Below are 22,847 nucleotides of genomic sequence, written 5' to 3'. Positions count from 1 at the left end.
GGCCTCAGACCGAACGTTCGAGGAGGACCATGACCTCGTAGTGCGTGGTCTGCGGGAACATGTCGAGCACCCGGCCCCGCACGGGGCGCAGCGACGGCATGGCCGCGAGGTCCCGGGCCAGCGACACGGCGTTGCAGCTCGAGTAGACGACCCGCTGCACGGTCGACGACTCGAGCCAGCCCGCGAGCTCCGCACCGATCCCGCGCCGCGGCGGGTTCACGATCACGAGGTCGGGAGCCCGCTCGGCCGAGAGCGCGAACGCGGTCGCGTCCCCGGCCCGGAACGTCACGTCGTCGAGCCCGGCCTGCGCAGCGCTGCGCTCGGCGCTCACGATCGCCTCGCGGCTCGACTCGATCCCGACCACCTCGCGCCCGGGCGCCGCGCAGTGCAGCGCGAACCCTCCCACACCGCAGTACAGGTCCCAGACGCTCGACGGCGCGGCCTCGTCGACCCACTCGCGCCCCTGGCGGTACAGGGCCGCCGCGACCTCGGTGTTGGTCTGGAAGAAGCTCTGCTGACGCAGGTGCATCTCGATCCCGTTGACGCGCATGGTCAGGGTGTCCGCGTCGGTCAGCAGGATCTCCTGGTCGCCCTCGAGCGCGGCCTTGTGCTCGGGCAGGATGTTGACCGACACCACGCGGGCCTGCGGCAGCGCGTCGAGCAGGCTCGGCAGGTGCTTGCGCAGACGCGAGACCGGCTCCTGCGAGCGCAGCACGAAGCGCACCATGAGCTCGCCGTCGGGCGACTGCGTGACCAGCACGTTCTTGAGCTCCCCGCGTCGCGTCGTCACGTCGTACGGCGTGAGGGCGGCCCGCGTGACGAAGTCCGCGAGGACGGGGAAGACGGCCTGGAGGTCGGCCGGGTAGAGGCCGCAGTCCTCGAGGTCGACGCCGCGCCCGCCCGCGTCCAGGATGCCGAGCGTCGGGTGCTCGACCGTGCCGCCCACGACCATCTTGGCCTTGTTGCGGAAGCCCGACTCCCGGCTCGCGACCGGACGTTCCCACCGCAGCCCGGCGTGCGCGGCGAGCAGGTCGCCCGCGTGCCGCTGCTTGTCGGCGAGCTGGGCGGCGTACCCCTGCCCCATGAGGGTGCACGAACGGCACTCGTGGGCGTCGAAGTGGGGGCACTGCATTCCCCCGATCCTACGGGGCGAGGCTGGGAGCGACCGCCGCCGCCCGCGGCCTACGGTCGGTCGCGGCGGCCGATCACGACGGTCGCCCCGAGGTCGTGATCGGACTCGACCCGGGCCGTGAGCCCCGCGCTCTCGAAGAGCCCGACGGCGACGGGCGCCTGGCGCGCGCTCGTCTCGATCAGGAGGTGACCACCCGGGGCGAGCCACTCCGCGGCGGCTGAGGCGACGCGACGGTGCACGTCGAGCCCGTCGTGCCCGCCGTCGAGCGCGACGCGCGCCTCGTGGAGCCGCGCCTCGGGGGGCAGGGTCTCGATCGCGTCGGTCGGGACGTAGGGGGCGTTGACGACGAGCACGTCGACGGTCCCGCGCAGCCGCTCCGGCAAGGCGTTGTACAGGTCCCCCTCGTACACCTGTCCAACGAGGTTGCGTCGCGCGCAGCGGACGGCCGCGGGATCGACGTCCGCCGCGTGCAGGTCGATGCCCGGGTGCCGGTCCCGCAGCACCGCGCCGAGCGCTCCCGTGCCGCAGCACAGGTCCACGACCGTCGACCCATCTCCCGCGAGGCCGGCGGCGAGCGTCGCGAGGGCCTCGGACCGACGCCTCGGCACGAACACCGTGGGCTCGACCAGGATGCGCAGGCCGCAGAACTCTGCCCAGCCGACGACCTGCTCGAGCGGCAGCCCGGCGACCCGGCTCGCGACCATGGCCCCCAGCTCCGCGGGCGACGTCGCCGCCGCGACGAGGACCTCCGCCTCGGCCTCCGCGAACACGCAGCCGGCGGCACGCAGGGTGAGCACGATGTCCGACGAAGTCATGGGAGGACCGACGCTACTCCCCCACGCGCGGGCAGGCGGACAATGGACGCATGCCCGACGACGCAGCCCCCGCCCGCCCGACCGTCACCGCCGCCCGACAGGCCATCGCCGCCACCGTCCCGTCCGCCCAGGCGCGGGACCACGCCCAGGACCTCGCGCGGTTCGTCGAGTCCTCGCCCTCGTCGTTCCATGCGGCCCACGAGGTCGCCCGGCGCGCCGTCGAGGCAGGATTCACCCTGCTCGACGAGGCCGACGCCTGGCCGACCTCGACCGCGGAGGGGCGCTACGTCGTCGTGCGGGACGGCGCGGTCATCGCGTGGGCCACGCCCGCGGGGGCCGGTGCCACGACGCCCTTCGCGATCCTCGGCGCGCACACCGACTCCCCCGGCTTCAAGCTCAAGCCCAAGCCGACCACGGGCCGCGAGGGCTGGTGGCAGGCGGGCGTCGAGGTGTATGGCGGCCCCCTGCTCAACTCGTGGCTCGACCGCGAGCTCGAGCTCGCCGGGCGCCTCGTGACGCTCGACGGCCGCAGCCACCTGGTGCGCACCGGGCCCCTGCTGCGCATCCCCCAGCTCGCGATCCACCTCGACCGCGGCGCCAACGACGGCCTGACGCTCGACAAGCAGCGGCACACCCAGCCCGTGTGGGGACTCGGCGCCCTGGGGGCTCCCGACGCCGACCTGCTGGCGCTCCTCGCCGAGCACGCGGGCGTCCGGGCCGCTGAGGTCGGCGGGTACGACCTGGTCGTCGCCGACACGCAGGCCCCCCGGATCTTCGGCGCGCACGAGGAGCTGCTCGCCTCGGGGCGGCTCGACAACCTGCTGTCGGTGCACGCCGGGCTCACGGCGCTGCTCGACGTCGCGTCCGGTGGTGGCGCGACCACGGCCCGGGGCGGCGAGGCGCCCGTCGCGGTCCTCGCGGCGTTCGACCACGAGGAGATCGGCAGCGAGACGCGCTCGGGCGCGAGCGGACCGTTCCTCGCCGACGTGCTGGCCCGGATCAGCGGCGGGTTCGGCGCGAGCGACGAGGACCGGCACCGCGCGCTCGCAGCGTCGCTGTGCGTGTCGAGCGACGTCGGGCACTCGGTCCACCCCAACTACCCCGAGCGCCACGACCCGGCCAACCGACCGATCGCGGGCGGCGGCCCCATCCTCAAGATCAACGCGAACCAGCGGTACGCGACCGACGCCCACGGCGCAGCGGCCTGGGCGGCGGCCTGCGCTGCCGCGGGGGTGCCGAGCCAGGAGTTCGTCTCGGAGAACACCGTGCCGTGCGGGTCGACGATCGGGCCGCTGACCGCGACCCGGCTCGGGATCCGGACGGTCGACGTGGGCGCGCCCATCCTCTCGATGCACTCGGCGCGCGAGCTCACGGCCGTCGCGGACCCGTACCACCTGTCGCGGGCGATCGCAGCGGTCTTCGCGGGCTGAAGCGCGCGGTGCCGAACCCGAGGTTGGTCAGGCACCCGAGACCGCTTGCCTGACCAACCTCGGGTTCGGCACCCGCGAGGACCAGGTGGGAGACTCGGAGGCGTGCCCAGACCGTCGCGAACCCCGGAACCGGACGACGCGTCGAACCACCCGTCGGACGGCTCGTCGACCGTCGGCCGCCCGGACGCGGGACCCGGCACACCCACCGTTCCGGACCGCCCCGGCGCCCTGCTCGACGTCCTGCTCGCGGGCGGCCGCCGCGCCGACCGGCTGACGCACGTCGAGCACCTGCCCGGGCGCCCCGGTCTGCACGCCGACTGGCCCCGCTGGGCCGACGCCTCGCTCGTCGCGGGCTACCGCTCGATGGGGGTCGAGCGGCCGTGGGCCCACCAGGTCGAGGCAGCCGAGGCCGCGTGGTCCGGCCGGCACGTCGCGCTCGCGACCTCGACCGGCTCCGGCAAGTCCCTGGCGTTCTGGCTCCCGGCGCTCACCGCGGTGCGCGCCGACCGCGCGGCCGAGTCCCTGGCACCGGGCCGGATCGAGAGCGCCCGCTCGCGTGGCACGGTCCTCTACCTGAGCCCGACCAAGGCCCTCGCGGCCGACCAGGTCGACGGCCTCCAGCGACTCCTGGACGCGTCGCGCGCCAACGACGTCAAGGTCTCGACGTGCGACGGCGACACGTCGTTCGAGGAACGCAAGTGGGTCCAGGAGTACGCCGACGTCGTGCTGACCAACCCCGACTTCCTGCACTTCGCGCTCATGCCCAACCACCGGCGCTGGGCGCGGTTCCTGCGCAACCTGCGTTACGTCGTCGTCGACGAGGGGCACTCCTACCGGGGCGTGTTCGGGGCGCACGTGGCCCTGGTGCTGCGGCGGCTCGCGCGGCTCGCGGCGCACTACGCGCCGACGCCTCCTCCCGGGACGTCGGCCGCGGACGGCGCCCCCCGTGGCCGCCTCACGTTCGTCGTCGCGTCGGCCACCACGGCCGACCCCGCGGTCAGCGCCGGGCGCCTCGTCGGGGTCCCGCCCGAGCAGATCGTCACGGTCGACGCCGACACGAGCCCCGCGGGCCGCAAGACGTTCGCGCTCTGGCAGCCCCCCGAGGTCCTGGGCTACGAGGCCGCGCAGGCCCGCGCCGCAGCGGCCGACCCGGCCGCCGACGCGGCCCTCGCCGAGTCCCTGCTGATCGACCCCACGGCCCACGACGAGCTGGGCCTCACGAGCGACCCCGACGAGCCCGCCACCCCGGGCGACTCCCCCGAGCGACCACGACGGTCCGCGACGGCCGAGGTCGCGGACCTCCTGGCCGACCTCACGGCGGCCGGCGCCCGGACCCTCGCCTTCACGCGGTCGCGGCGCGGCGCCGAGTCCGTGGCGACCCAGACGCAGGACCACCTGCGCGTCGTCTCGCCGCAGCTCGCGCGCCGGGTCGCGGCCTACCGCGGCGGGTACCTGCCCGAGGAGCGCCGCGCGCTCGAGCAGGCCCTGCGCAGCGGCGCGGTCCGCGGCCTCGCGACGACCAACGCGCTCGAGCTCGGTGTCGACATCTCGGGCCTCGACGCGGTCCTCATCGCGGGCTGGCCGGGCACGCGCATGTCGGTCTGGCAGCAGGCGGGCCGCGCCGGGCGGGCGGGCGCCGACGGCCTGGTCGCGTTCGTCGCGCGCGAGGACCCTCTCGACACCTACCTGGTGCACCACCCCGAGGCGATCTTCGCGGCCCCGCTCGAGGCCACGGTGTTCGACCCCGCCAACCCGTACGTCCTCGCGCCGCACCTGTGCGCGGCGGCCGCCGAGGTCCCGCTCCGGCAGTCGGACCTCACGACCTTCGGCGACCCCGCCGCGGTGACCGAGCTCCTGGGCGTGCTGGTCGCACGGGGGGCGCTGCGCCGTCGGGCGTCCGGGTGGTACTGGACCCACGCCCAGTCCGCCGCCGCGATGACGGACCTGCGCGGCTCGGGCGGCTCGCCCGTGCGCGTCGTGGAGTCGGGCACGGGGCGCCTGCTCGGCACGGTCGACGCGGCCTCGGCCGACGGCTCGGTCCACGACGGCGCGGTCTACGTGCACCAGGGCGTGAGCTACGTGGTGGAGACGCTCGACCTGCGCGACGGCGTCGCGCTCGTCGCGCGCCGCGACGTCGACTTCGGGACGTGGTCGCGGTCCGTCACGGAGATCTCGATCCACGGGATCTCCGACCGGGACACCGGCGAGGCCCCGGCGGCGGTCCCGGGAGAGGACCCGGGCGACGGGCCGACGGCGGAGCCCGCCCCGGGCGACGACCCGTCCGTCCCGCAGGGCTCGGCACCGAACGAGGTCACGCACCCCGCGATCCACCGGTGGTGGGGCCCGATCGGCTGGGGGTTCGGGCCCGTCGAGGTCACGAGCCAGGTCGTGAGCTTCCAGCGCCGGCGCCTGCCGGACCTGCAGATCCTGGGCGTCGAGCCGCTCGACCTGCCCGAGCACACCCTGCCGACGACCGCCGTGTGGTGGACGGTCCCGGCCGAGGTCCTCGAGGCCGCAGGGATCGACGCCGAGACGGCGCCGGGGGCGCTGCACGCGGCCGAGCACGCGTCGATCGGGCTGCTGCCGCTGCTCGCGACGTGCGACCGCTGGGACCTGGGCGGGGTGTCGACCGCGATGCACGTCGACACCGAGCAGGCCACGGTCTTCGTGTACGACGCGTACCCGGGCGGTGCGGGCTTCGCCGAGCGCGGGTTCCACCTGGGCGCGACGTGGCTGCGCGCGACCCGTGCCGCGATCTCGCGCTGCCCGTGCGCGGACGGCTGCCCCGCGTGCGTGCAGTCGCCCAAGTGCGGCAACTTCAACAACCCGCTCGACAAGGCCGCGGCGGTCCGGCTGCTCGACGCCGTGCTCGCGCACGCGCCTGCCTGACCGTTCGCACGCACTCGACGACCGCAGGTCGTCACCGCGCCGACGCCGGTCCTGCCCGTGCGGCAGCCTGCGCCGTCCCGAGCGCCCCGGCCCACCCCGTGGCCTCGCGCGTGACGTCGACCCGGACGACCCCGTCGCCCTGCTCGACGCACGCCACGACCTCGGCGCCGTTGCGGTCCGCGGTCTCCCGCGCCGTCGGGCACGCCTCCCACCCCCGCTGGAGGGCGGTGGCGGCGGCGAGCGCCGCGAGGTCCGCCGCTGCCTGAGCCTGCCCGCGAGCCGCCTGGGCCGAGGCGAGGGCGGCGAGGGCGAGCCCCAGCACGAGGGCGACCGCGACGAGGCCCAGCGCGAGCACGGTCCCCGAACCGCGCTCGCGCCCCGTCGCGGCGCGGCGAGGCCCACGCCGGTCGGCCGTCGCGCGCCGGCTCACGGCTCGGCCCAGGCGACCGCGGCGCCGCGGGCCTGGAGCGGCGAGCGCGAGAGCCAGCCGCCGACCACCGGCTTGGCGACCCGCACCTCGACCCAGGGGTCGCCGCGCGAGACGGTCACGGTGGCCTCGCTCCCGGCCACCTGCCCGACGACGGCGCGCACCGCCGCGTCGTCCTCGCCGATCGCGACGGCCCGGGCTCCCGCGCGGGCGGCGTCGGCCGCCTGGAGCTGCGCGTTCGCCGCGGCGGCGAGCGTGAGGACGGCCGCCAGGACGAGGACGACCGCGGGCATCGCGAGCGCGAGCTCGGCCGTCACGGTGCCGCGTTCACGGTCCCGCGACCCGTCCCAGGGGCGGCTGCCCGGTGCCCGGCCACGAGGCCGCCCCCGCGTCCTGGCGCCCGCCACGTCAGCCGACCGACAGGGCGCGCTGGATGATGCCGAGCAGCATCTCGCGCACCTCGCCGCTCCGCAGGATCGCGATGAGCAGCCCCGCGAACCCGACGGCGGCGATGGTCGCGACCGCGTACTCGGCGGTCGCGAGCCCTGCCTCGGGGTCCTCGCCGCGGGCGCGGGCGAGCAGCCCCGCTCCTGTCTCTCTCGCTCGGTGCATGACCGTCATGGGTGCCTCCTGGCTCTCGTGGCCCACCCGTCGCGGGCCGTGCTGTCCACTGTGGCGAGCCCGGCGCGGGGCGCGCTGGGCCGGAGACCGCCGCTGTGGAGCGTGGCGCTGGCGGATGCCCTGTGGACGGCCCGCCCAGTTGCCACCGCAAGTCGAAGGCACACGCTTCGAAGGACTACTCGGGACTGATCCACACGTTGTCGTTCTGGATGTTCGCGACGCGCCACAACCCGCCGGGCAGCTTGTCGACGGGCACCGCGATGCACACGTCGCCCGTCGACGTGCCATCCGCGTACAGAGTCCCTGCGTTGTAGAGCGCCCCGTTCGTGAAGCACATCGTGCCCGAGGTGACGTCGAAGCTGGTGCCGTCCGCTGCGACGTACTCGAACCAGACGTGCGCCCAGGCCGCGGCCCCCTCGTTCGCGAGGTCGATGCCCTGGCCTGCCAGGGCATCGGCGTCGACAGTGACGGAGAAGTTACCGATCAGGAACGCCTCGCCCGGGACGGGGCCCGGCAGATACTCGTTCTCGGCTGCGACGACGGCAGCACCGTCGGGATTGCTCGCATTGAGCTGGACCGTCCACGCGGACTCATCGCTGAGTCGGCGAGACTCTCCGATCGCGAGAGGGGCTTCCCTCGTGCCTGTCGACGGCACCGTCTCTTCGGGAGCCGGAGAGGGCTCGGGGCTGGTCGCCTCGGCAGACGCGCTGTGGCTCGGCGTCACCTCCGGCCCGCTCTCCGCGAAGCACGCAGTCAGAACGAGTGCCACGCCTGCACCGCCCACGACGGTGGCAAGTCGGGTACGCATAGGAACCCCTGACATCTATCACGAGCAAGCCTTGACATCCACGGTACTGCCGGGGGCCGTGCTCAGAGGGGTGAAAGTTCGACCCTGCCAGTGCGCCACGCAATTGCTCTAGGTCGCGTCCTGCCGTGCCAGCCAGCCGAGGATCGCCCGGTTCGTCTCCTCGGGCTTCTCCTGCTGGATCCAGTGCCCGCAGTCCAGGCTGACGACGTCCACCTGGGGCACGAGGTCCGCCAGCCGCTCCGATCTCGCGACCGCGTCCCGGTCGCCGTAGATCATGAGAGCGGGCTGGCGGACGAACGGGTCCACGCCCGCCAGCCGGTGCCAGTTGCGGTCCAGGTTCCTGTACCAGTTGATGCTGCCCGTGAACCCTGTCGACTCGAACGCGGACACGAAGACGGCCAGCTCGCCGTCGCTCATGACGGGCTCTCCGAGCGGGGTCTGCGCCCGGGCGAGGTTCATCATGGCCATGCCGGGCTGAGGCTCCGCGGCGGGCTCGTTCTTCCGGTACATGTTGCGCAGGAACTGGAACGTGTTGTCGTCGAGCACGGCGTCAGCGACGCCCGGCCGGCGGTTGAAGTGGACGAAGTAGAAGTCGCCGCCCAGCACGTCCTCCATGACCTCGATCCACGGCCGCTCGCCGCGCTCCTGGTAGGGCAGGCTCAGGTTGACGATCCTGCTGACCCGGCCCGGGTGCAGCAGGGCCAGCCCCCAGACGACGTTGGCTCCCCAGTCGTGCCCGACGAAGGTGGCGTCCTCGTAGCCGTAGTGGTCGAGGAGCGCGACGAGGTCCCCCGTCAGGTGCTGGATGTCGTACGCCGTCACCTCGGTCGGACGGGACGACCTGCCGTATCCCCGCTGGTTGGGGACGATCACGTGGTAGCCCGCGCCGACGAGCGCGGGCACCTGGTGGCGCCATGAGTAGGCGTGCTCCGGCCAGCCGTGGCAGAGCACGATCGGCTTGCCCGCGTTCTCCCGGCCGGCTTCGAAGACTTCGAGCTCGACACCGTTGACGGGCACCAGGGTGGGCGCGGGGAAGTCGGGGGTGGTGGGACTCGTCCGTGGGTTCATGCCGCCATGGTGCACACCGGAACAGGTCAACCCGTGGCCGGTTCTCCGGCGTCCCACCCGCACGGTCGCGCCCTGTGGACGGCCGCCGCCGCTCCGGGTGCCGCGGGCACCGTGGAGGTCGGCTCACCGCTGGGGCAGCGCTCCGCGTGGGCCGCAGCCGCCGGTCTCGCGCCTGCTCGACGACGGCTCAGCCGCCGAGCACCCCGCCGCCCAGGGACAGCAGCACGGGAAGCAGCCCGATCAGCAGGAACGCCGGGAGGAAGCACACCCCGAGCGGCAGCACGAGGTGGACGGCGAGACGGGCCGCGGCCTGGCGCGCGAGCGCCTGCTGGTCGGCGCGCAGCTGCTCCCCAGCCGCTCGCAGCGACTCCCCCGGCGCAGCGCCCTGCTCCCACGCGAGGCCCAGCGCAGACCGCACCACGGCGAGCCGGGGCGGCGCCCCTGCCCACGCCTCGGTCCAGCCTGCCCCGAGCACGATCGCCGCCCCCGCACGGTGGAGCGCGGCGCCGTCGGGCCCTCCGACGGCGCGACCGACGGCCTCGAGCGCGCGCGGCACGCTCGCCCCCGCGCGCACCGCCGCGCCGAGGAGCTCGAGCAGGACCCCGATCTCCACCTGTCCCGCGGGTCCCGTCGCAGGGCCCGACGGCGCCGCCCGCCGAGTGAGGTCGGCGAGCCGCACGCGCACCCCGGCCCGCGCACCCCACCACGGGCTCGACGCGAGCAGGCATCCGCACGCGACGGCCGCGACCACGGCCCAGTCGACGGTCCGAGCGATCGTCACGGCGGTGCCCCTGCCGCTCGGGCCCGCGTCACGAGGCGCCCGGACCACCGTCGACCGATCAGCAGCAGCACCCCGCCGACGAGCAGCCCGGCCGAGCCGGCACCGCCGCCGAGCGCGGTCGCGACCGGGTCCACCCCCAGCGCCGCGCCGAGCAGCACCCCCACGAGCGGCAGCCACAGGAGCATGCGGGCCGTCGCCGCTGGACCGGCGAGGGAGGCCTCACGGTCCGCCCGTGCCTCGGACTCGGCCGCGAGCGCGTGCGCGATCGACTCCAGCACGGTGCCGAGCGGCGCCCCGACGTCGGAGGCCAAGCGGCTCGCGGCCACGACGGCCGCGACCTGCCCGTCCGCCTCGGTGGACCCGCGAGCGCCCACGACCGCGAGGAGGTCGCCGCGGTCCGGCACGCCCTGCGGGTCGACCCTGATCCCCGCGGCGGACACCCATGCGGCACCGGGCGCCGCCCCCGCGCGCAGCAGCGAGGCGACGTGCGCGACGACCAGGCGCACCGAGGTGGGCGCGGCCGACCGGCGCCGCACGGGCAACCGGCCTCCCGCGGGGCCCCGGCCCGCACGGCCGCCCACGACCTCCGCCGCGCCCCGGCCGCCGGGCGCCACCGCGAGCCACACCGCGCACGCGACCAGCAGGCCGACGCTCACGCCCCACCCCACCGGTCCACGAACGCGTCCCACCCGGTGCCGTAGACGGGTTCGCGCACGCCGTCCCACGTCGCGACGGGGTCGACCACGAGCTCCCCGCGCGCGTCACGCCGCACGACGCCGATCTCGGCGAGGTGCCGTACGCGCGCGGCGCGGCGCAGGTGCAGCACGACGTCGAGCGCGCCTGCGGCCTGTGCTGCGACCGCCTCCCGGGGCATCCCGGCCAGGGCGGCGAGCGCCTCCAGCCGGGCGGGGACCACGGCCGCCGCGTTGGCGTGGATCGTGGCCAGCCCGCCGTCGTGCCCGGTGTTGAGCGCCATGAGGACCTCGCGGACCTCGGCACCCCGGCACTCGCCCAGGACGATCCGGTCCGGGCGCATGCGCAGCGCGTTGCGGACGAGGTCCGCGAGGTCGACGGCCCCGGCGCCCTCGACGTTGGCCCGCCGGGCCGTGAGGGGGACGACGTGCGGGTGGTCGGGGACGAGCTCGCGGGCCTCCTCGACGCACACGATGCGTTCGTGCCCGGGGACCAGCGACAGGAGGGCTGCGAGCAGGGTCGTCTTTCCCGTCCCGGTCCCCCCTGAGACGAGCATGTTCGCGCGCTGCGCGACCAGCCGCCGCAGCACGGGGGCCCACGGAGGCGGCAGGCCGCCCGCGTCGACGAGCTCGTCGAGCGTGAAGGCCCTCGACCGGAGCACCCGCAGCGAGATCACGGCCCCGGACTCGCACACGGGCGCGATCGCGGCGTGCAGCCGGGTGCCGTCGGGGAGGCGGGCGTCGACGAGCGGGCTCGCGTCGTCGAGCCGTTGCCCGCCCGCGGCGGCCAGCCGGACGGCGAGCGCGCGCACCTGGGCGGGGCTGCCCAGGTGCACGGGGGCGTGCTCGAGCCCCGCGCCGCGGTCGACCCAGACCTCGGCGGGCGAGTTGACCAGGACGTCGGTGACCTCGGGGTCCTCGAGCAGCGGTTGGAGCGGCCCGGCACCGTAGAGCTCTGCGCGGGCGCGCCGCGTCAGGTCGGCGAGCGCCTCGCTGCCGAGCACCCGTCCCGACCCGCGCAGCGCCGCACGGAGCTGCGTGTCGTCGGCCGGTGCGCCGCCGACGAGCCGACCGCGCACCTCGGCGAGGAGCGCGTCGTCGAGCCCGTCGCCGCTCATGCGACGGCCCGCCCGCCCGGTGCACCACCGACCGCGGCCGCCAGCTCGGCCCCGGCCCGCCCGAGGGGGCGCCGGGCACGGACGTCGGGGCCCTCGCCTCGTTCGACGCGCGCCGCGAGGGTGCGGTCCCACGGGACCACCGCCGCGAGCGGCAGCCCGACGGCGTCGCTCACCTCCCACGGGTCGAGGCGCCCGGGGGCCGGGCGCCGAGCCACGAGACGCAGGGCCCGCCCGGCCCCCAGCCGGGCTGCGAGGTCCGCGGTCGCGACGGCGCCGGCGACCGAGGGGAGGTCGAGCGGTGTCACCAGGAGGAGCGTGTCGCACGCACCGACGAGCGCCGCCTGCTCGGTGCCGCCGGCACCGGCCCGCTCGAGGACGGACCGGGGCAGGTCGAGGACCAGGACGTCGCACGCGTCGGCCAGGGCCGAGCACACGTCGAGGACCACGCCGTCGTCGAGGAGCACCGGGTCGGTGCGACGAGCGCCGAGGACGGGCACGTGGCGCCAGGCCGGGAGGAGGTCGGCCAGGGCGCGGCCGTCGACGGCGCCTCGCGCGTCCCGCAGGTCGGACCAGCGCGGGCCGTCCCGGTGGTCGACGCCCAGCAGCACGTCGTTCCCGCCGCCCCGGGTCTCGAGGTCCACGAGGACCACGCGTCGCCCGGACCGGCGCAGCCCGTCCGCGAGCGCCGCGGCCGCCGTGCTCGTCCCTGCCCCGCCTCGTGCGCCGACCGCGCCCACCACGGCTGCCACTGCCCTGCCCATGTCGTCCCCCTCTCGCGGGCCCGCACCGGGCCGGGTCCATCCTGGGGCGAGGCGGACGCGCGTGGGGGCTGCGCCGTCGGGCCTGTGGACCACCCGCGACGGACCGCTCCTGTGGACGGCCTCCTGCCTTGCCGGACCAGCGACGGGCGGGAGGTCAGAGCGCCAGGTACTGGTGGGCGAACGCGACGGCCATCCCACCCTCGCCGACCCCGGCCGCGACCCGCTTGACCGAGCCCGAGCGCACGTCCCCGACCGCGAACACCCCGGGCGTGCTCGTCTCGAGGGCGAAGGGGCGCCGGTCGGCCGCCCACTGCGGCGCGGCGGCCGCGTCCGCGCCCGTGAGGACGAACCCGTGCCCGTCGCGCGCCACCTGCGGCGGCAGCCAGCCCGTGACGGCGTCGGCGCCGATCATGACGAACACGACGGGCAGGTCGCGGCGGGACGTGGTCCCGGTCGCGGAGTCGAGCACGTCGAGCGTCTCGAGCGCCCCGTCGCCGTGGAGCCCGGCGATCTGGTGGCGCGTCTCGACCCGGATGCCCGGGTTCGCCGCGATCTGGTCGATCAGGTACCGCGACATGCTCGCCCCCAGCGACTCGCCGCGCACGAGCATCGTGACCGACCGTGCGTGCCGCGAGAAGAAGATCGCGGCCTGCCCGGCCGAGTTCCCCGCGCCCACGATGCAGACGTCCTGCCCCTGCGCGAGCGCCGCGTCGCTACGCGCGGCCCCGTAGTACAGGCCGTTGCCCAGGAAGCGGTCGGCCGACGCGAGCGCGAGCGAGCGCCACTCGACGCCCGTCGCGACGACCACGACGGGCGCCCGCAGGGTGTCGCCGCCGTCGAGCACGACCAGGTGCCCGCCCGGCTCGATCGCGCGGACCGTGCGCGTGACGACGATCTCCGCCCCGAGGCGGCGCGCCTGCGTCAGGGCGCGGCTCGCGAGGTCGTCGCCCGAGATGCCGTACGGGAAGCCCGTGTAGTTCTCGATCCGGGTCGACGTCCCGGCCTGCCCACCCGGGGCCAGGCTCTCGACGACGAGCGTGCGCAACCCCTCCGCGGCCGCGTTGACGGCGGCCGTGAGTCCTGCGGGGCCGGCCCCCAGGATCACGACGTCGTACTCGGCCTGCGCCGGGTCGACGGCGAGCCCCACCGCGCGGGCGACGTCACGCATCGCGGGGTTCGTGAGCCGGGTCCCGTCCCGCACCTCGAGGACGGGGTGCGCTCCGCCGTCGGGCTCGTCGCCCGGAGCGGTCACGACCCGGTCGAACGGGACGTGGTTGCGCGTCAGGAACGTCGCGAGGTCCCGGACCCCGGCGTCGAGCCGGGGCCCGAGCACGCGCGCCTCCGCGACGGGCTTCTCGGACGCGTGCGCCTGGAGCGCGTCGAGGTAGGAGCGCGCGAGCCCTGCGACGTGGTCGGGCACCGAGGGGGCCATGGCCGCGAGCGTGTAGAACACGGGAGCCTCGAGCTTGATGACGCGCGACGCCTCGGTCGCGCGGCCGCTCGCGGGGAACGCCGTGCTGAGCGTCATGGGGACCTCGCCGAAGAACATGCCGGGCGTGCGCACCCCGATCACGCGCTCGTCGCCGTTGACGACCTTGGTGATCTCCGCGCGCCCCTCGATCACGACGAAGAACGCCCGCTCGTCGCCCTCGTGCGCGAAGTACTCCCCGGGCAGGAGGTGGATGTCCTCGACCGCGCCCACGAGGAACTCGAGCGGCTCACGCGGCAACGGCTCGAACATCCCGACACGGCGGAGCTCGTCGAGCGTGATCATGCGCGCCTCCAGCGGCCAGGTCCTCGCGGTGGCCGGCGTCGCGGCCGCGGTGCCGTCCTCCGGCGAACGTACCGCGACCCGGCGCTCTCGACACCCGCTCGCGGGGGCACGTCCGAGAACCGGGGGCGGTCTCAACCCACCAACGCACCACAGGGTGGATGATCTGTGGTCGTGGAGGCCGGGATGGGTGTTGGGACGTCGTTGTCGGTGCCGGAGCAGGCTGTGGTGTGGGAGGCGTGGGGTGAGGGTGAGTCGCTGCGGCGGATCGCTGATCGGGCGGGGCTCCATGAGCAGCAGGTGCGCCGGTACCTGCTGCGTCATGGTGGGGTGCGGCCTTCGCTGCCGAGGCGTTCGCTGCGACACCTGAGTCCTGGGGAGCGGGAGGAGATCTCGCGCGGGATCGCAGCGGGCTTGTCTGCGCGAACCAGCGCGGAGGCGGCCATGATCGACATCCCCGGACTTCCGACACCGGCCGCCGGGCCCGTGTTCGACGCGGCGCTGCTCGTGCACATCGCCGCCGGGATCACGTCCGTGGTCGCAGGGATGCTCGCAATGCTGACCCGCAAGGGCGGGCCCTGGCACGTCCGGTCAGGCCGGGTCTTCCTGGGCGCCATCACGGTCCTCTTCACAACGATGCTCGTCATGACCGTCATCCGATGGCCCGCCACCATCCACCTGGCGGCACTCGGCACCATCGCTCTGACGGCAGCCGTCCTGGGCTGGCGCAACCGGCGGCGCGGGCAGAGCGACCGCATCCACATCACGCTGATGGCACTGGCATACGTCGCGATGCTGACCGCGTTCTACGTCGACAACGGCCCCCACCTCCCCCTCTGGGAACACCTCCCGGCTTGGTCCTTCTGGATCCTGCCCCTGGCGGTCGGCACCCCCCTGACACTGCGGGCGATCCGACGTCACCGACCGCAGGCATCGAGCTCGATCCAATAATCGATCAGAAGCGGTTATTATCGACCCATGTCGATCATGGTTGATGAGTGTGCGGCTTCGACAGAGGGCGTGGAGCCGGGAGTGGCCTTGTTCCGATCACTGGGCGATCCGGCCCGGTTGGCGATCGTGCGCAGGCTCGCCTCGGGGGAGGCGCGGGTGGCTGATCTGACGGCCGATCTGGGGCTGGCGCAGTCGACGATCTCCTCGCACGTGGCCTGCTTGAAGGACTGCGGTCTGGTGGCAGGTCGGATGGAGGGGCGACGGGTGTACTACTCGTTGGCCCGTCCGGAGCTGTTGGAGATGCTTGCGGCGGCCGAGGTGCTGCTAGCGGCCACCGGCAACGCTGTCGTGTTGTGCCCGAACTACGGCACCGATGCACCGGTCACGACGGTGGAGGTCGCGCGATGAGCGATGCGTGCGGCTGCTCGGACGAGGCCGAGAGCCCCGAGGGCGAAGAGGAGGCCGTGAGCTTGTGGCGGGTCGGTGAGATCCGGGCCGCGCTCCTGGCCGCGGTCGTGCTGCTGGCCGGGTGGCTGGTGTCCCGGACCGCTGCCCCCGAGTGGGCCGTGCTGGGGCTCGAGGGCTTGGCGTTGGTGATCGCGGCGACCACGTTCGTCCCCGGCACGATACGACGCCTGCTCAAGGGCAAGATCGGCGTCGGGACACTGATGACGATCGCTGCGGTGGGAGCGGTGATCTTGGGGCAGGTCGAGGAAGCCGCGATGCTCGCGATCCTCTACTCGATCTCCGAGGGGCTCGAGGAGTACTCCCTGGCCCGCACCCGCCGCGGCCTGCGCGCTCTGCTGGACCTGGTCCCGACCGAGGCCACCGTCGTGCGCGGCGGCGAGCACGTGAGCGTCGCCCCGTCTGACCTGATCATCGGTGACGTACTGCTCGTGCGCCCCGGCGAGCGCATCGCGACCGACGGCGTGATCCGCACGGGTACGACGGCCCTGGACGTTTCGGCCCTGACCGGTGAGTCGGTCCCCGTCGAGGCCGGGCCCGGGGCGCGGGTGATGGCCGGTTCGATCAACGGGAACGGCGTCCTGGAGGTCGCGGTCACCACGACCTCCGAGGACAACTCCCTGGCCCGCATCGTGCACATCGTCGAGGCCGAACAGGCCCGCAAGGGCGGCGGGCAGAGGCTGGCCGACGCGATTGCGTCCAAGCTCGTGCCCGGCATCTTGATCGCGGCGGCGCTCATCGCGGTCATCGGCTCCCTGGCCGGCGACCCGGTCCTGTGGATCGAACGAGCGCTGGTCGTGCTCGTGGCCGCATCCCCGTGCGCACTGGCGATCTCCGTCCCCGTGACCGTGGTCGCCGCGGTCGGCGCCGCATCGAAGGGCGGAGTCCTCATCAAGGGCGGCGCCGCGCTCGAGGAGCTCGGCAAGATCCGTGCCCTGGCGCTGGACAAGACCGGCACCCTGACCGCGAACAAGCCCGCCGTCGTCGAGGTCGCCCCCGCCCCGGGGCGCACCCGTGACGAGCTGCTTGCGGTCGCGGCCGGGCTCGAGGCGCGCAGCGAGCACCCGTTGGCCCGCGCGATCCTGGCCGCGACCACCGACCGCCCCGAGATCTCTGACGTCACCGCGGTCACCGGCGCAGGGATCACCGGCACGTTCAAGGGCCGCCAGGTCCGTCTCGGCCGTCCCGGATGGATCGAGGCCGGCTCACTGGCCGCACACGTCGCGCGGATGCAGGAGCAGGGAGCCACCGCTGTTCTGGTCGAGGAAGCCGGATCGCTGCTCGGCGCGATCGCGGTCCGCGACGAGCTGCGCCCAGAAGCCGCCGCGGTCGTCCACGCCCTGACCCGGGACGGCTACACCGTGGCGATGCTGACCGGCGACAACGAGCGCACCGCCCGCGCCCTGGCCTCCCAGGCCGGAATCCTCGACGTCCACGCCGACCTGCGCCCCGAGGACAAGGCCACGATCGTCCGTGACCTGTCGAGCCGGCGCCCGGTCGCGATGGTCGGCGACGGCGTCAACGACGCCCCGGCCCTGGCCACGGCGAACGTCGGCATCGCGATGGGCGCGATGGGCGCGGACGTCGCGATCGAGACCGCCGACGTCGCGCTCATGGGCAACGACCTGCACCACCTGCCCCAGGTTCTGTCCCACGCCCGCCGCACCCGCGTCATCATGTGGCAGAACGTCGCGTTCTCCCTAGCGCTGATCGGCGTCCTGATCCCCCTGGCCCTCTTCGGCGTCCTGGGCCTAGCCGCGGTCGTCCTCGTCCACGAGGTCGCCGAGGTCTTCGTCATCGCCAACGGCGTCCGCGCCGGCCGGTACGCAGCCTCGATCACCCAACCCGCCAGCCCCACACCGGCCCAGGAGCGCGCCCATGTCTGAGCACACCCTGACCGTCCTCCTCGTCCCCGACTGCCCCCACGCCGCGCACGCCCTCGACCTCGCCCAACAAGCCCTGGTAGCAATCGGCCTGAACGCCACCATCGAGACGCTCGAGATCAACGACCAGGCCCAGGCCGACCGACTCCAATTCGCCGGCTCGCCGTCCTTCCACCTCGACGGGACAGACCTGTTCCCCACCAACTCGCCACCTGCGATCGCATGCCGCGTCTATCCCACCACCGCCGGACTGAGCGGCACCCCAGACCTACGCGACCTCACAGACGCACTCAACGCGGCAAGTCACTAGAGCGTCGCAAAACCGACGGCGGTCTCAACCCACCAACGCACCACAGGGTGCAGGCCCCAAGGCGGATTGCGCCACGGGTGGGGTCTGCTGCACGGATAGGTGTCAGATGGTCTCAGGCGGCGAGTGCGACCTGAGGGGTGTTGATCGTCTCGTATTCGATGGGTGTCAGTCGACCGAGGCGGGCTTGCCTGCGGCGGCGGTGGTAGGTCCGTTCGATCCAGGTGATGATCGCCAGGCGCAGGTCCTGGCGGGTGGCCCATCGGCGCCGGTCCAGGACGTTCTTTTGCAGCAGGGAGAAGAACGACTCCATCGCGGCGTTGTCGCCGGCGGAGGCGACCTGGCCCATGGACCCGAGCAGGCCGTGGCGGTGCAGTTCGCGTAGGACCTTCCTGCTTCGAAACTGGCTGCCTCGGTCCGAGTGGACCACGCAACCGGTCACGTCACCGCGGCGGGCCGCGGCGCTGACCAGGGCGTTCACTGCGATCCTGGACTTCATCCGGTCGCTGATCGAGTAGCCTACGATCCGGTTGGAGTACAGGTCCTTGATCGCGCACAAGTACAGCTTGCCCTCGCTCGTAGGGTGCTCGGTGATGTCCCAGAGCCATACCTGGTTGGGGCGGTCGGCCTTGAAGACGCGCAGCACCAGATCATCGTGCGCGGGCGGCCCGACCTTCTTACCGTTCTTAGCGCGCTTCTTGCCGAACACGGACCACCACCGGTTGTCGCGACAGATCCGCCACACCCGCCGGTCGCACGCCGCCAAGCCGGCCCGGTGGGCCTCGTCGGCCAGCAGTCGGTGCCCGAACTCGGGGTCCTCGACGTGGGCGTCGAACAGGACGTTGGCCAGATACGCCTCCTCGAGATCGTGCCTGGTCACGGGTGCGGCGAGCCAGCGGTAGTAGGGCTGTCGGGCGAGCTTGAGGACCCGGCACGTCACCGCGACGGGGACCCCGTCGGCGGCGAGCTCACGCACGAGCGGGTAGATCATTTTCCCGGCAGATGCGCCTGAGCGAAGTACGCCGCCGCGCGGCGCAGGATCTCGTTCTCCTGCTCGAGCACGCGGACACGCTTCTTGACCTCGCGCAGCTCGGCCGACTCCGAGGCCGTCACCCCGGGCCGGTTGCCTTCCTCGACCTCGGCAGCATGCATCCAGTTGCGCAGGCATGAGTCGCTGATGCCGAAGTCCTTGGCGATCTGAGACACCGGGGCATCACCACGGCGGGCGATCGCCACGACATCGTCGCGGAACTCTTTGGGATGGGGTCTTGGCACAGTGCACATCCTTCCAGCAGTGCCCTCCGGCACCACAAGTCAGGTGTCACCTATCCGTGCAGGAGACCCGTGATACGTCGGCGAGCAGCGTCAGTGGGGCGGTGGGCAGCGGAGTGAAGCCGTAACGCTGGTAGACGGTGACGTGGCGCGGTGTCGCGGCCTGTACGACGAGGGTGTCACCAGCTGGCAGACTGCGTCGCAGGTGGCGGTCGATGGTGGAGAGGCCGCCGACGGGTAGGCGCGAGGCGACGCTGTCCAAGGTCCATTGTGCGGCGCGGTACAGATCGCGGTCGGTGCGGCGCTGACTAGGGGAGTGAGCCCTGCGTGCGATGGCACCGGCACGGTAGATCCGCGCGTATCCGGGCGCGAGGCGTACGAGGGTGACGGCGACTGCCAGGGCACCCCACAGCGCCAGGACCAGCAGGAAGATCAGGGTCACGGTCGCGGGAAGCCACTGCAGGAGGATCGCGACGAACACCCCAAGCAACGCCGCGTAGACCGCGAGTGACAGGCCGACGACCCGGGCAAAGACCCCCAGCATCGTCGCCGTGGTGCGGCGTGTCACGCGCGCGACGACCAGCCGATTGGCGTGTACGAACCCAGGAAGTGCGAGAACGACGAACAACCACGTTGGCCACGCCACCGCGGCGACTACGGCATGCGCTCGGCGAGAGCGGATTGGGGAGGTGAATCCCCAGGCCAGGGTCCATGTGGCACCGGCGAGTCACGTACTTGGACGCGACCCATCAGAGCGGTCGGGGTGTCCGTCGAGGCGTGGGAGGGTGGGCTGCACGCGTGCCCCCTAGCGTCTAGGACCTTGGTCCCTAGTTTGCCTTTCACCCGGTCACCGTTTCGGTGGAGTGCTTCGCGGTGGGCTATGTTCCGTTCACCTTCGCTGGTTGTGAGCTTGCTGTGAGCCAGGCTGGGGCCCGCCCGTAGGGGGTGTGGGTTTCGGTTTCCGGTGCGCGCTGATGCGTGCCGCGGTTGGATCGGGCTGGTTCGCGATGGCGTCCTTGGTGTCGTTCTCTGGTATTCCTGGCGCCTGGCGCGCGTCCATCGCTACCGTTGCCGGTGCAGTCGCGCTGAGCGTGGGCGTTGTCTCGCTTCCGGCGCCGGCGACGGCCTCCCTAGCACCCGCTGCGACGACGGCCGAGCCGGCCGTGGTCGATCCGGCCGACGTACCGCGTACCGCACCAGATTCGGGTTCGGCGATGGTGAACGCCCGCTTGGCTGGTGTGCCGGTGGAGGACTTGTCTCAGCGCACTGAGTTCGGTTCGGTATGGGCTTTGCCGAATGGGCAATGGACTGTGCAGCAGGGGTCTGGGCCGGTGTGGGTACGCATTGGTGGGAACGGCACTGCCGTGGAGGATTGGGCGCAGGTCGACCTGACGCTTCGGGCGGGCGAGGATGGTGTGGTCCGTCCCGTAGCCGCAGTTTCTGGACTGGAGATCTCCGGTGCCGCCGAGGTAGCAGACGACGGACTGGTGGAGCTGGCCTCGGTGACAGATCCTGAGACCGGCGTGGTCTCGGCGATGCACTGGACGGGCACGTTGCCGGCACCGGTGCTTGAGGGCAAGCGCGCGACCTTTGAGGGCGTGGGCGAAGGCCTGGATCTGGTGGTCGAAGCGACGAACACAGGCTTCGAGCAGTTCTTCGTCGCGCACGACGGCGCGGCGGCGCGGGCTGCGATCGAGGATCCGCTGATCGTGACGACCGATGGTGGCACCGTCCTGGCGACACCGGATGGCGGTTTCGAAGTGAGCGCGCCTTCGGGTGAGGTCGTGGGTGTGGGCGCGACGCCGTTGGCGTGGGACGCGCGCGCGGAGGAGCACCGCCCTGATTCCCTGCTCGAGCCTGCAGCGGTGATCGACCCGGCGGCGCCGCGGATGGCACCTCTGCCTGAGCTCGACGTGCTGTACGGAAAGAAGCCGGGGAGCGAGCAGGCTCCGACGGCCAAGGCCCCGGCAGCCAAGTCGACGGCCAGTGCGTCTGAGCAGGTGGCTGCAGTGGAGGCCGACCCGCTGTCGGCTGCGGTGACTCTTCAGGAGTCCGTGACGGTTACGGACTCCTCGACGGCACAGGTGGAACTGTCCGGGGTGGAGTCCTTGCTGACCGATGCCGAGACGCAGTTCCCAGTGGTGATCGATCCGCAGGTGAACCTCTCCAAGGGCCTGGACCTGTACGTGCAGACCGACACCACGGTCGACACGTCCGCGCGCACGTACATGCAGATGGGCACTTACAACGGCGGCGCCGTGGTCGCGCGCGGCATCGTCAACTTCCCGACGTCGGGGATCGCGGGCAAGGTCGTGTCCGCGGCGACGATGGAACTGTGGAACTTCCACTCCTACTCTTGCAGCGCGAGGAACTGGGAACTGTGGCATACCGGGGGGATCTCGACCGGGACGCGATGGTCGAACCAGCCCGGGTGGTTGACGCGGCAGCTGACGACGTCGCAGACCAAGGGCTACGCCGACTCGTGCGGTGACGGCTGGGTCAAGATGGACGTCAAGGGCGCGATGACGTACGCGGCGAACCGTGGTGACGCGCAGATCACGCTCGGGGTGAAGGCGGAGAACGAGTCGGATTCCTACGGGTGGAAGAAGTTCAACTCCGCCGATGCCGGGGCCTACATCCCCTCGATCTGGGTGACGTACAACTCCTACCCGAACACGCCGTCGAAGTCGTCGCATGGCGCCGGGGAGTACGCGTGGTGGCCGAACTCGACTGATGCGAACAAGGTGCTGTACGTCAAGGTCGCCAAGCCAAAGTTCTCCACGGTTGTGTCGGACCCGGACGGTGGGAACGTCAAGGGCTTGTTCTCGGTACTGGGCGCGAACAACACCGTGGTGTGGAACCAGCTTCCGGGCTCGAACGTGGCCTCGGGGAGTACATCGAGCTTCGTGCCCGCGGCCGCGACGCCGGCACTGGTCAACGGGACGACGTACACGGCAAAGGTGTGGGCGAACGACGGGTCCTTGACCTCGAAAGCGAATGCACCGCAGTGGAACTTCACCGTCGACACGAGTGCCCCGGTCGCGCCGACGATCACGGCGTCGGGGTACACGAACGGGCAGTGGAAGGACACAGCGCCGTCGTCAAACACGTTCACGCTGAAGTCGACGTCGACGGACGCGGTCCGGTTCGAGTATTCACTGGACGGGGGCGCCTGGACCTCGATCGCCGCGACGGGCACGACCCCGACCGCGACCGTCAGTTGGAATCCGGTCAACGGGGCGCACACGCTCAAGGTCCGAGCGATCGACAAGGCCGCCTGGACCTCTGCCGAGACGACCTTCAGCTTCGGCGCTGGCGGCTCCGCACTTTCGTCACCGGCGACCGGGCTCAAGTCCACCGACACGTTCCAGGTCAAGGCCAGTGGTCCTTCGACCGCCTCGGGGACTGTGACACCGTCGATCTGGTGGCGCGCGGCAGGTACCGCGGAGCCAGCCAACTACGACGGGTCGAAGGGCTCGACAACGGGGTGGACGAAGGCGACCGACCTGCCCGCGGTCGCGGCGAACACTGCCGTGTCGGTGAACAAGCGGTGGTCGGCCGCGGCCGCGGCCGAGACGTTGGGTAAGTCGCGGGTGCCGGTGCTGTTGGACGTGCAGGTGTGTTTCACCTATTCCACCTCCTCGATCGTGCGATGC

21 protein-coding genes are annotated in these 22,847 nt (G+C 73.0%); 7 read left to right on the top strand and 14 right to left on the bottom strand.

What is annotated here, in order from left to right:
* Positions 1-4: 4 nt before the first annotated feature.
* Together rlmC and H9623_RS00100 are read right to left on the bottom strand one after the other, a co-directional pair.
* Positions 5-1,132: a 23S rRNA (uracil(747)-C(5))-methyltransferase RlmC gene (rlmC, locus tag H9623_RS00105; RefSeq protein ID WP_193718066.1), complete on the bottom strand. Its 1,128-nt coding sequence runs from the start codon at positions 1,130-1,132 to the stop codon at positions 5-7.
* 50 nt (positions 1,133-1,182) lie between these two features.
* Positions 1,183-1,947, bottom strand: coding sequence for a putative protein N(5)-glutamine methyltransferase (locus H9623_RS00100; RefSeq protein WP_193718065.1), 765 nt, complete (start codon positions 1,945-1,947; stop codon positions 1,183-1,185).
* A gap of 50 nt (positions 1,948-1,997) precedes the next feature.
* Between H9623_RS00100 and H9623_RS00095 the strand changes: the two genes are divergently transcribed.
* A complete protein-coding gene (locus H9623_RS00095) occupies positions 1,998-3,377 on the top strand; it encodes a M18 family aminopeptidase (RefSeq protein ID WP_193718064.1) in 1,380 nt (459 codons plus the stop codon).
* A 228-nt stretch (positions 3,378-3,605) separates the two neighbouring features.
* Positions 3,606-6,266 (top strand): DEAD/DEAH box helicase, encoded by a 2,661-nt coding sequence (locus tag H9623_RS00090; protein WP_193718317.1) that lies wholly within the window; start codon positions 3,606-3,608, stop codon positions 6,264-6,266.
* A 31-nt stretch (positions 6,267-6,297) separates the two neighbouring features.
* On the opposite strand, the gene H9623_RS00085 is transcribed toward H9623_RS00090, so the two are convergent.
* The 10 genes from H9623_RS00085 to H9623_RS00040 all read right to left on the bottom strand — a co-directional run bounded on the left by H9623_RS00085 (position 6,298) and on the right by H9623_RS00040 (position 14,316).
* Entirely contained in the window at positions 6,298-6,696 is a 399-nt protein-coding gene (locus H9623_RS00085) for an Rv3654c family TadE-like protein (protein WP_193718063.1), read from the bottom strand.
* Positions 6,693-7,010 carry a TadE family type IV pilus minor pilin gene (locus H9623_RS00080; RefSeq protein WP_321575172.1) on the bottom strand — a complete coding sequence of 106 codons (318 nt, stop codon included), beginning with the start codon at positions 7,008-7,010 and terminating at the stop codon, positions 6,693-6,695. The genes H9623_RS00085 and H9623_RS00080 overlap by 4 nt, the downstream gene beginning before the upstream one ends.
* A 91-nt stretch (positions 7,011-7,101) precedes the next feature.
* The gene (locus tag H9623_RS00075) at positions 7,102-7,314 is read right to left on the bottom strand and encodes a DUF4244 domain-containing protein (RefSeq protein ID WP_193718062.1); all 213 of its coding nucleotides are present in this window, start codon (positions 7,312-7,314) and stop codon (positions 7,102-7,104) included.
* A gap of 175 nt (positions 7,315-7,489) precedes the next feature.
* The gene (locus tag H9623_RS00070; RefSeq protein WP_193718061.1) at positions 7,490-7,969 is read right to left on the bottom strand and encodes a hypothetical protein; all 480 of its coding nucleotides are present in this window, start codon (positions 7,967-7,969) and stop codon (positions 7,490-7,492) included.
* A gap of 261 nt (positions 7,970-8,230) precedes the next feature.
* The gene (locus H9623_RS00065; RefSeq protein WP_193718060.1) at positions 8,231-9,190 is read right to left on the bottom strand and encodes an alpha/beta fold hydrolase; all 960 of its coding nucleotides are present in this window, start codon (positions 9,188-9,190) and stop codon (positions 8,231-8,233) included.
* Positions 9,191-9,377: 187 nt separating this feature from the next.
* The gene (locus H9623_RS00060) at positions 9,378-9,971 is read right to left on the bottom strand and encodes a type II secretion system F family protein (RefSeq protein WP_321575171.1); all 594 of its coding nucleotides are present in this window, start codon (positions 9,969-9,971) and stop codon (positions 9,378-9,380) included.
* On the bottom strand, positions 9,968-10,627 hold the full coding sequence (locus H9623_RS00055; RefSeq protein ID WP_321575170.1) for a hypothetical protein: 660 nt from the start codon (positions 10,625-10,627) through the stop codon (positions 9,968-9,970). Before H9623_RS00055 ends, H9623_RS00060 begins: the two co-directional genes overlap by 4 nt.
* Entirely contained in the window at positions 10,624-11,781 is a 1,158-nt protein-coding gene (locus tag H9623_RS00050) for a TadA family conjugal transfer-associated ATPase (RefSeq protein WP_193718059.1), read from the bottom strand. Before H9623_RS00050 ends, H9623_RS00055 begins: the two co-directional genes overlap by 4 nt.
* A complete protein-coding gene (ssd, locus tag H9623_RS00045) occupies positions 11,778-12,542 on the bottom strand; it encodes a septum site-determining protein Ssd (protein ID WP_193718058.1) in 765 nt (254 codons plus the stop codon). Before ssd ends, H9623_RS00050 begins: the two co-directional genes overlap by 4 nt.
* Before the next feature lie 154 nt (positions 12,543-12,696).
* Complete coding sequence (locus H9623_RS00040) at positions 12,697-14,316, bottom strand: FAD-dependent oxidoreductase (protein WP_193718057.1); 1,620 nt, start codon at positions 14,314-14,316, stop codon at positions 12,697-12,699.
* A gap of 165 nt (positions 14,317-14,481) precedes the next feature.
* Between H9623_RS00040 and H9623_RS00035 the strand changes: the two genes are divergently transcribed.
* From H9623_RS00035 to H9623_RS00020, 4 genes are read left to right on the top strand one after another with little or no spacing between them, the layout of a single operon-like run.
* Positions 14,482-15,264, top strand: coding sequence for a helix-turn-helix domain-containing protein (locus H9623_RS00035; protein ID WP_193718056.1), 783 nt, complete (start codon positions 14,482-14,484; stop codon positions 15,262-15,264).
* A gap of 27 nt (positions 15,265-15,291) precedes the next feature.
* Positions 15,292-15,672, top strand: a complete 381-nt coding sequence (locus tag H9623_RS00030; RefSeq protein ID WP_193718055.1) for an ArsR/SmtB family transcription factor — start codon at positions 15,292-15,294, stop codon at positions 15,670-15,672.
* Entirely contained in the window at positions 15,669-17,615 is a 1,947-nt protein-coding gene (locus H9623_RS00025) for a heavy metal translocating P-type ATPase (RefSeq protein WP_193718054.1), read from the top strand. Before H9623_RS00030 ends, H9623_RS00025 begins: the two co-directional genes overlap by 4 nt.
* Entirely contained in the window at positions 17,608-17,922 is a 315-nt protein-coding gene (locus tag H9623_RS00020) for a hypothetical protein (RefSeq protein WP_193718053.1), read from the top strand. The genes H9623_RS00025 and H9623_RS00020 overlap by 8 nt, the downstream gene beginning before the upstream one ends.
* Positions 17,923-18,034: 112 nt before the next feature.
* Here H9623_RS00020 and H9623_RS00015 read toward each other — a convergent pair.
* A protein-coding gene (locus H9623_RS00015; protein ID WP_193718052.1) for an IS3 family transposase occupies positions 18,035-19,194 on the bottom strand; the annotation gives its coding sequence in 2 pieces (ribosomal slippage) (positions 18,035-18,913 and positions 18,916-19,194; 1,158 coding nt in all).
* Between the two features lie 46 nt (positions 19,195-19,240).
* Positions 19,241-19,819, bottom strand: a complete 579-nt coding sequence (locus H9623_RS00010; RefSeq protein WP_193718051.1) for a hypothetical protein — start codon at positions 19,817-19,819, stop codon at positions 19,241-19,243.
* A gap of 319 nt (positions 19,820-20,138) precedes the next feature.
* On the opposite strand from H9623_RS00010, the gene H9623_RS00005 reads away from it, so the two are divergent.
* Positions 20,139-22,847 (top strand): hypothetical protein (locus H9623_RS00005; RefSeq protein WP_227747934.1); only part of this gene is annotated, 2,709 nt, incomplete at its 3' end.

It is taken from the genome of Oerskovia douganii, assembly GCF_015142735.1.
Taxonomy (GTDB): domain Bacteria; phylum Actinomycetota; class Actinomycetes; order Actinomycetales; family Cellulomonadaceae; genus Oerskovia; species Oerskovia douganii.
Note: the sequence above shows the minus strand (reverse complement) of the source record. Positions and strands in the feature narration are given on the sequence as shown.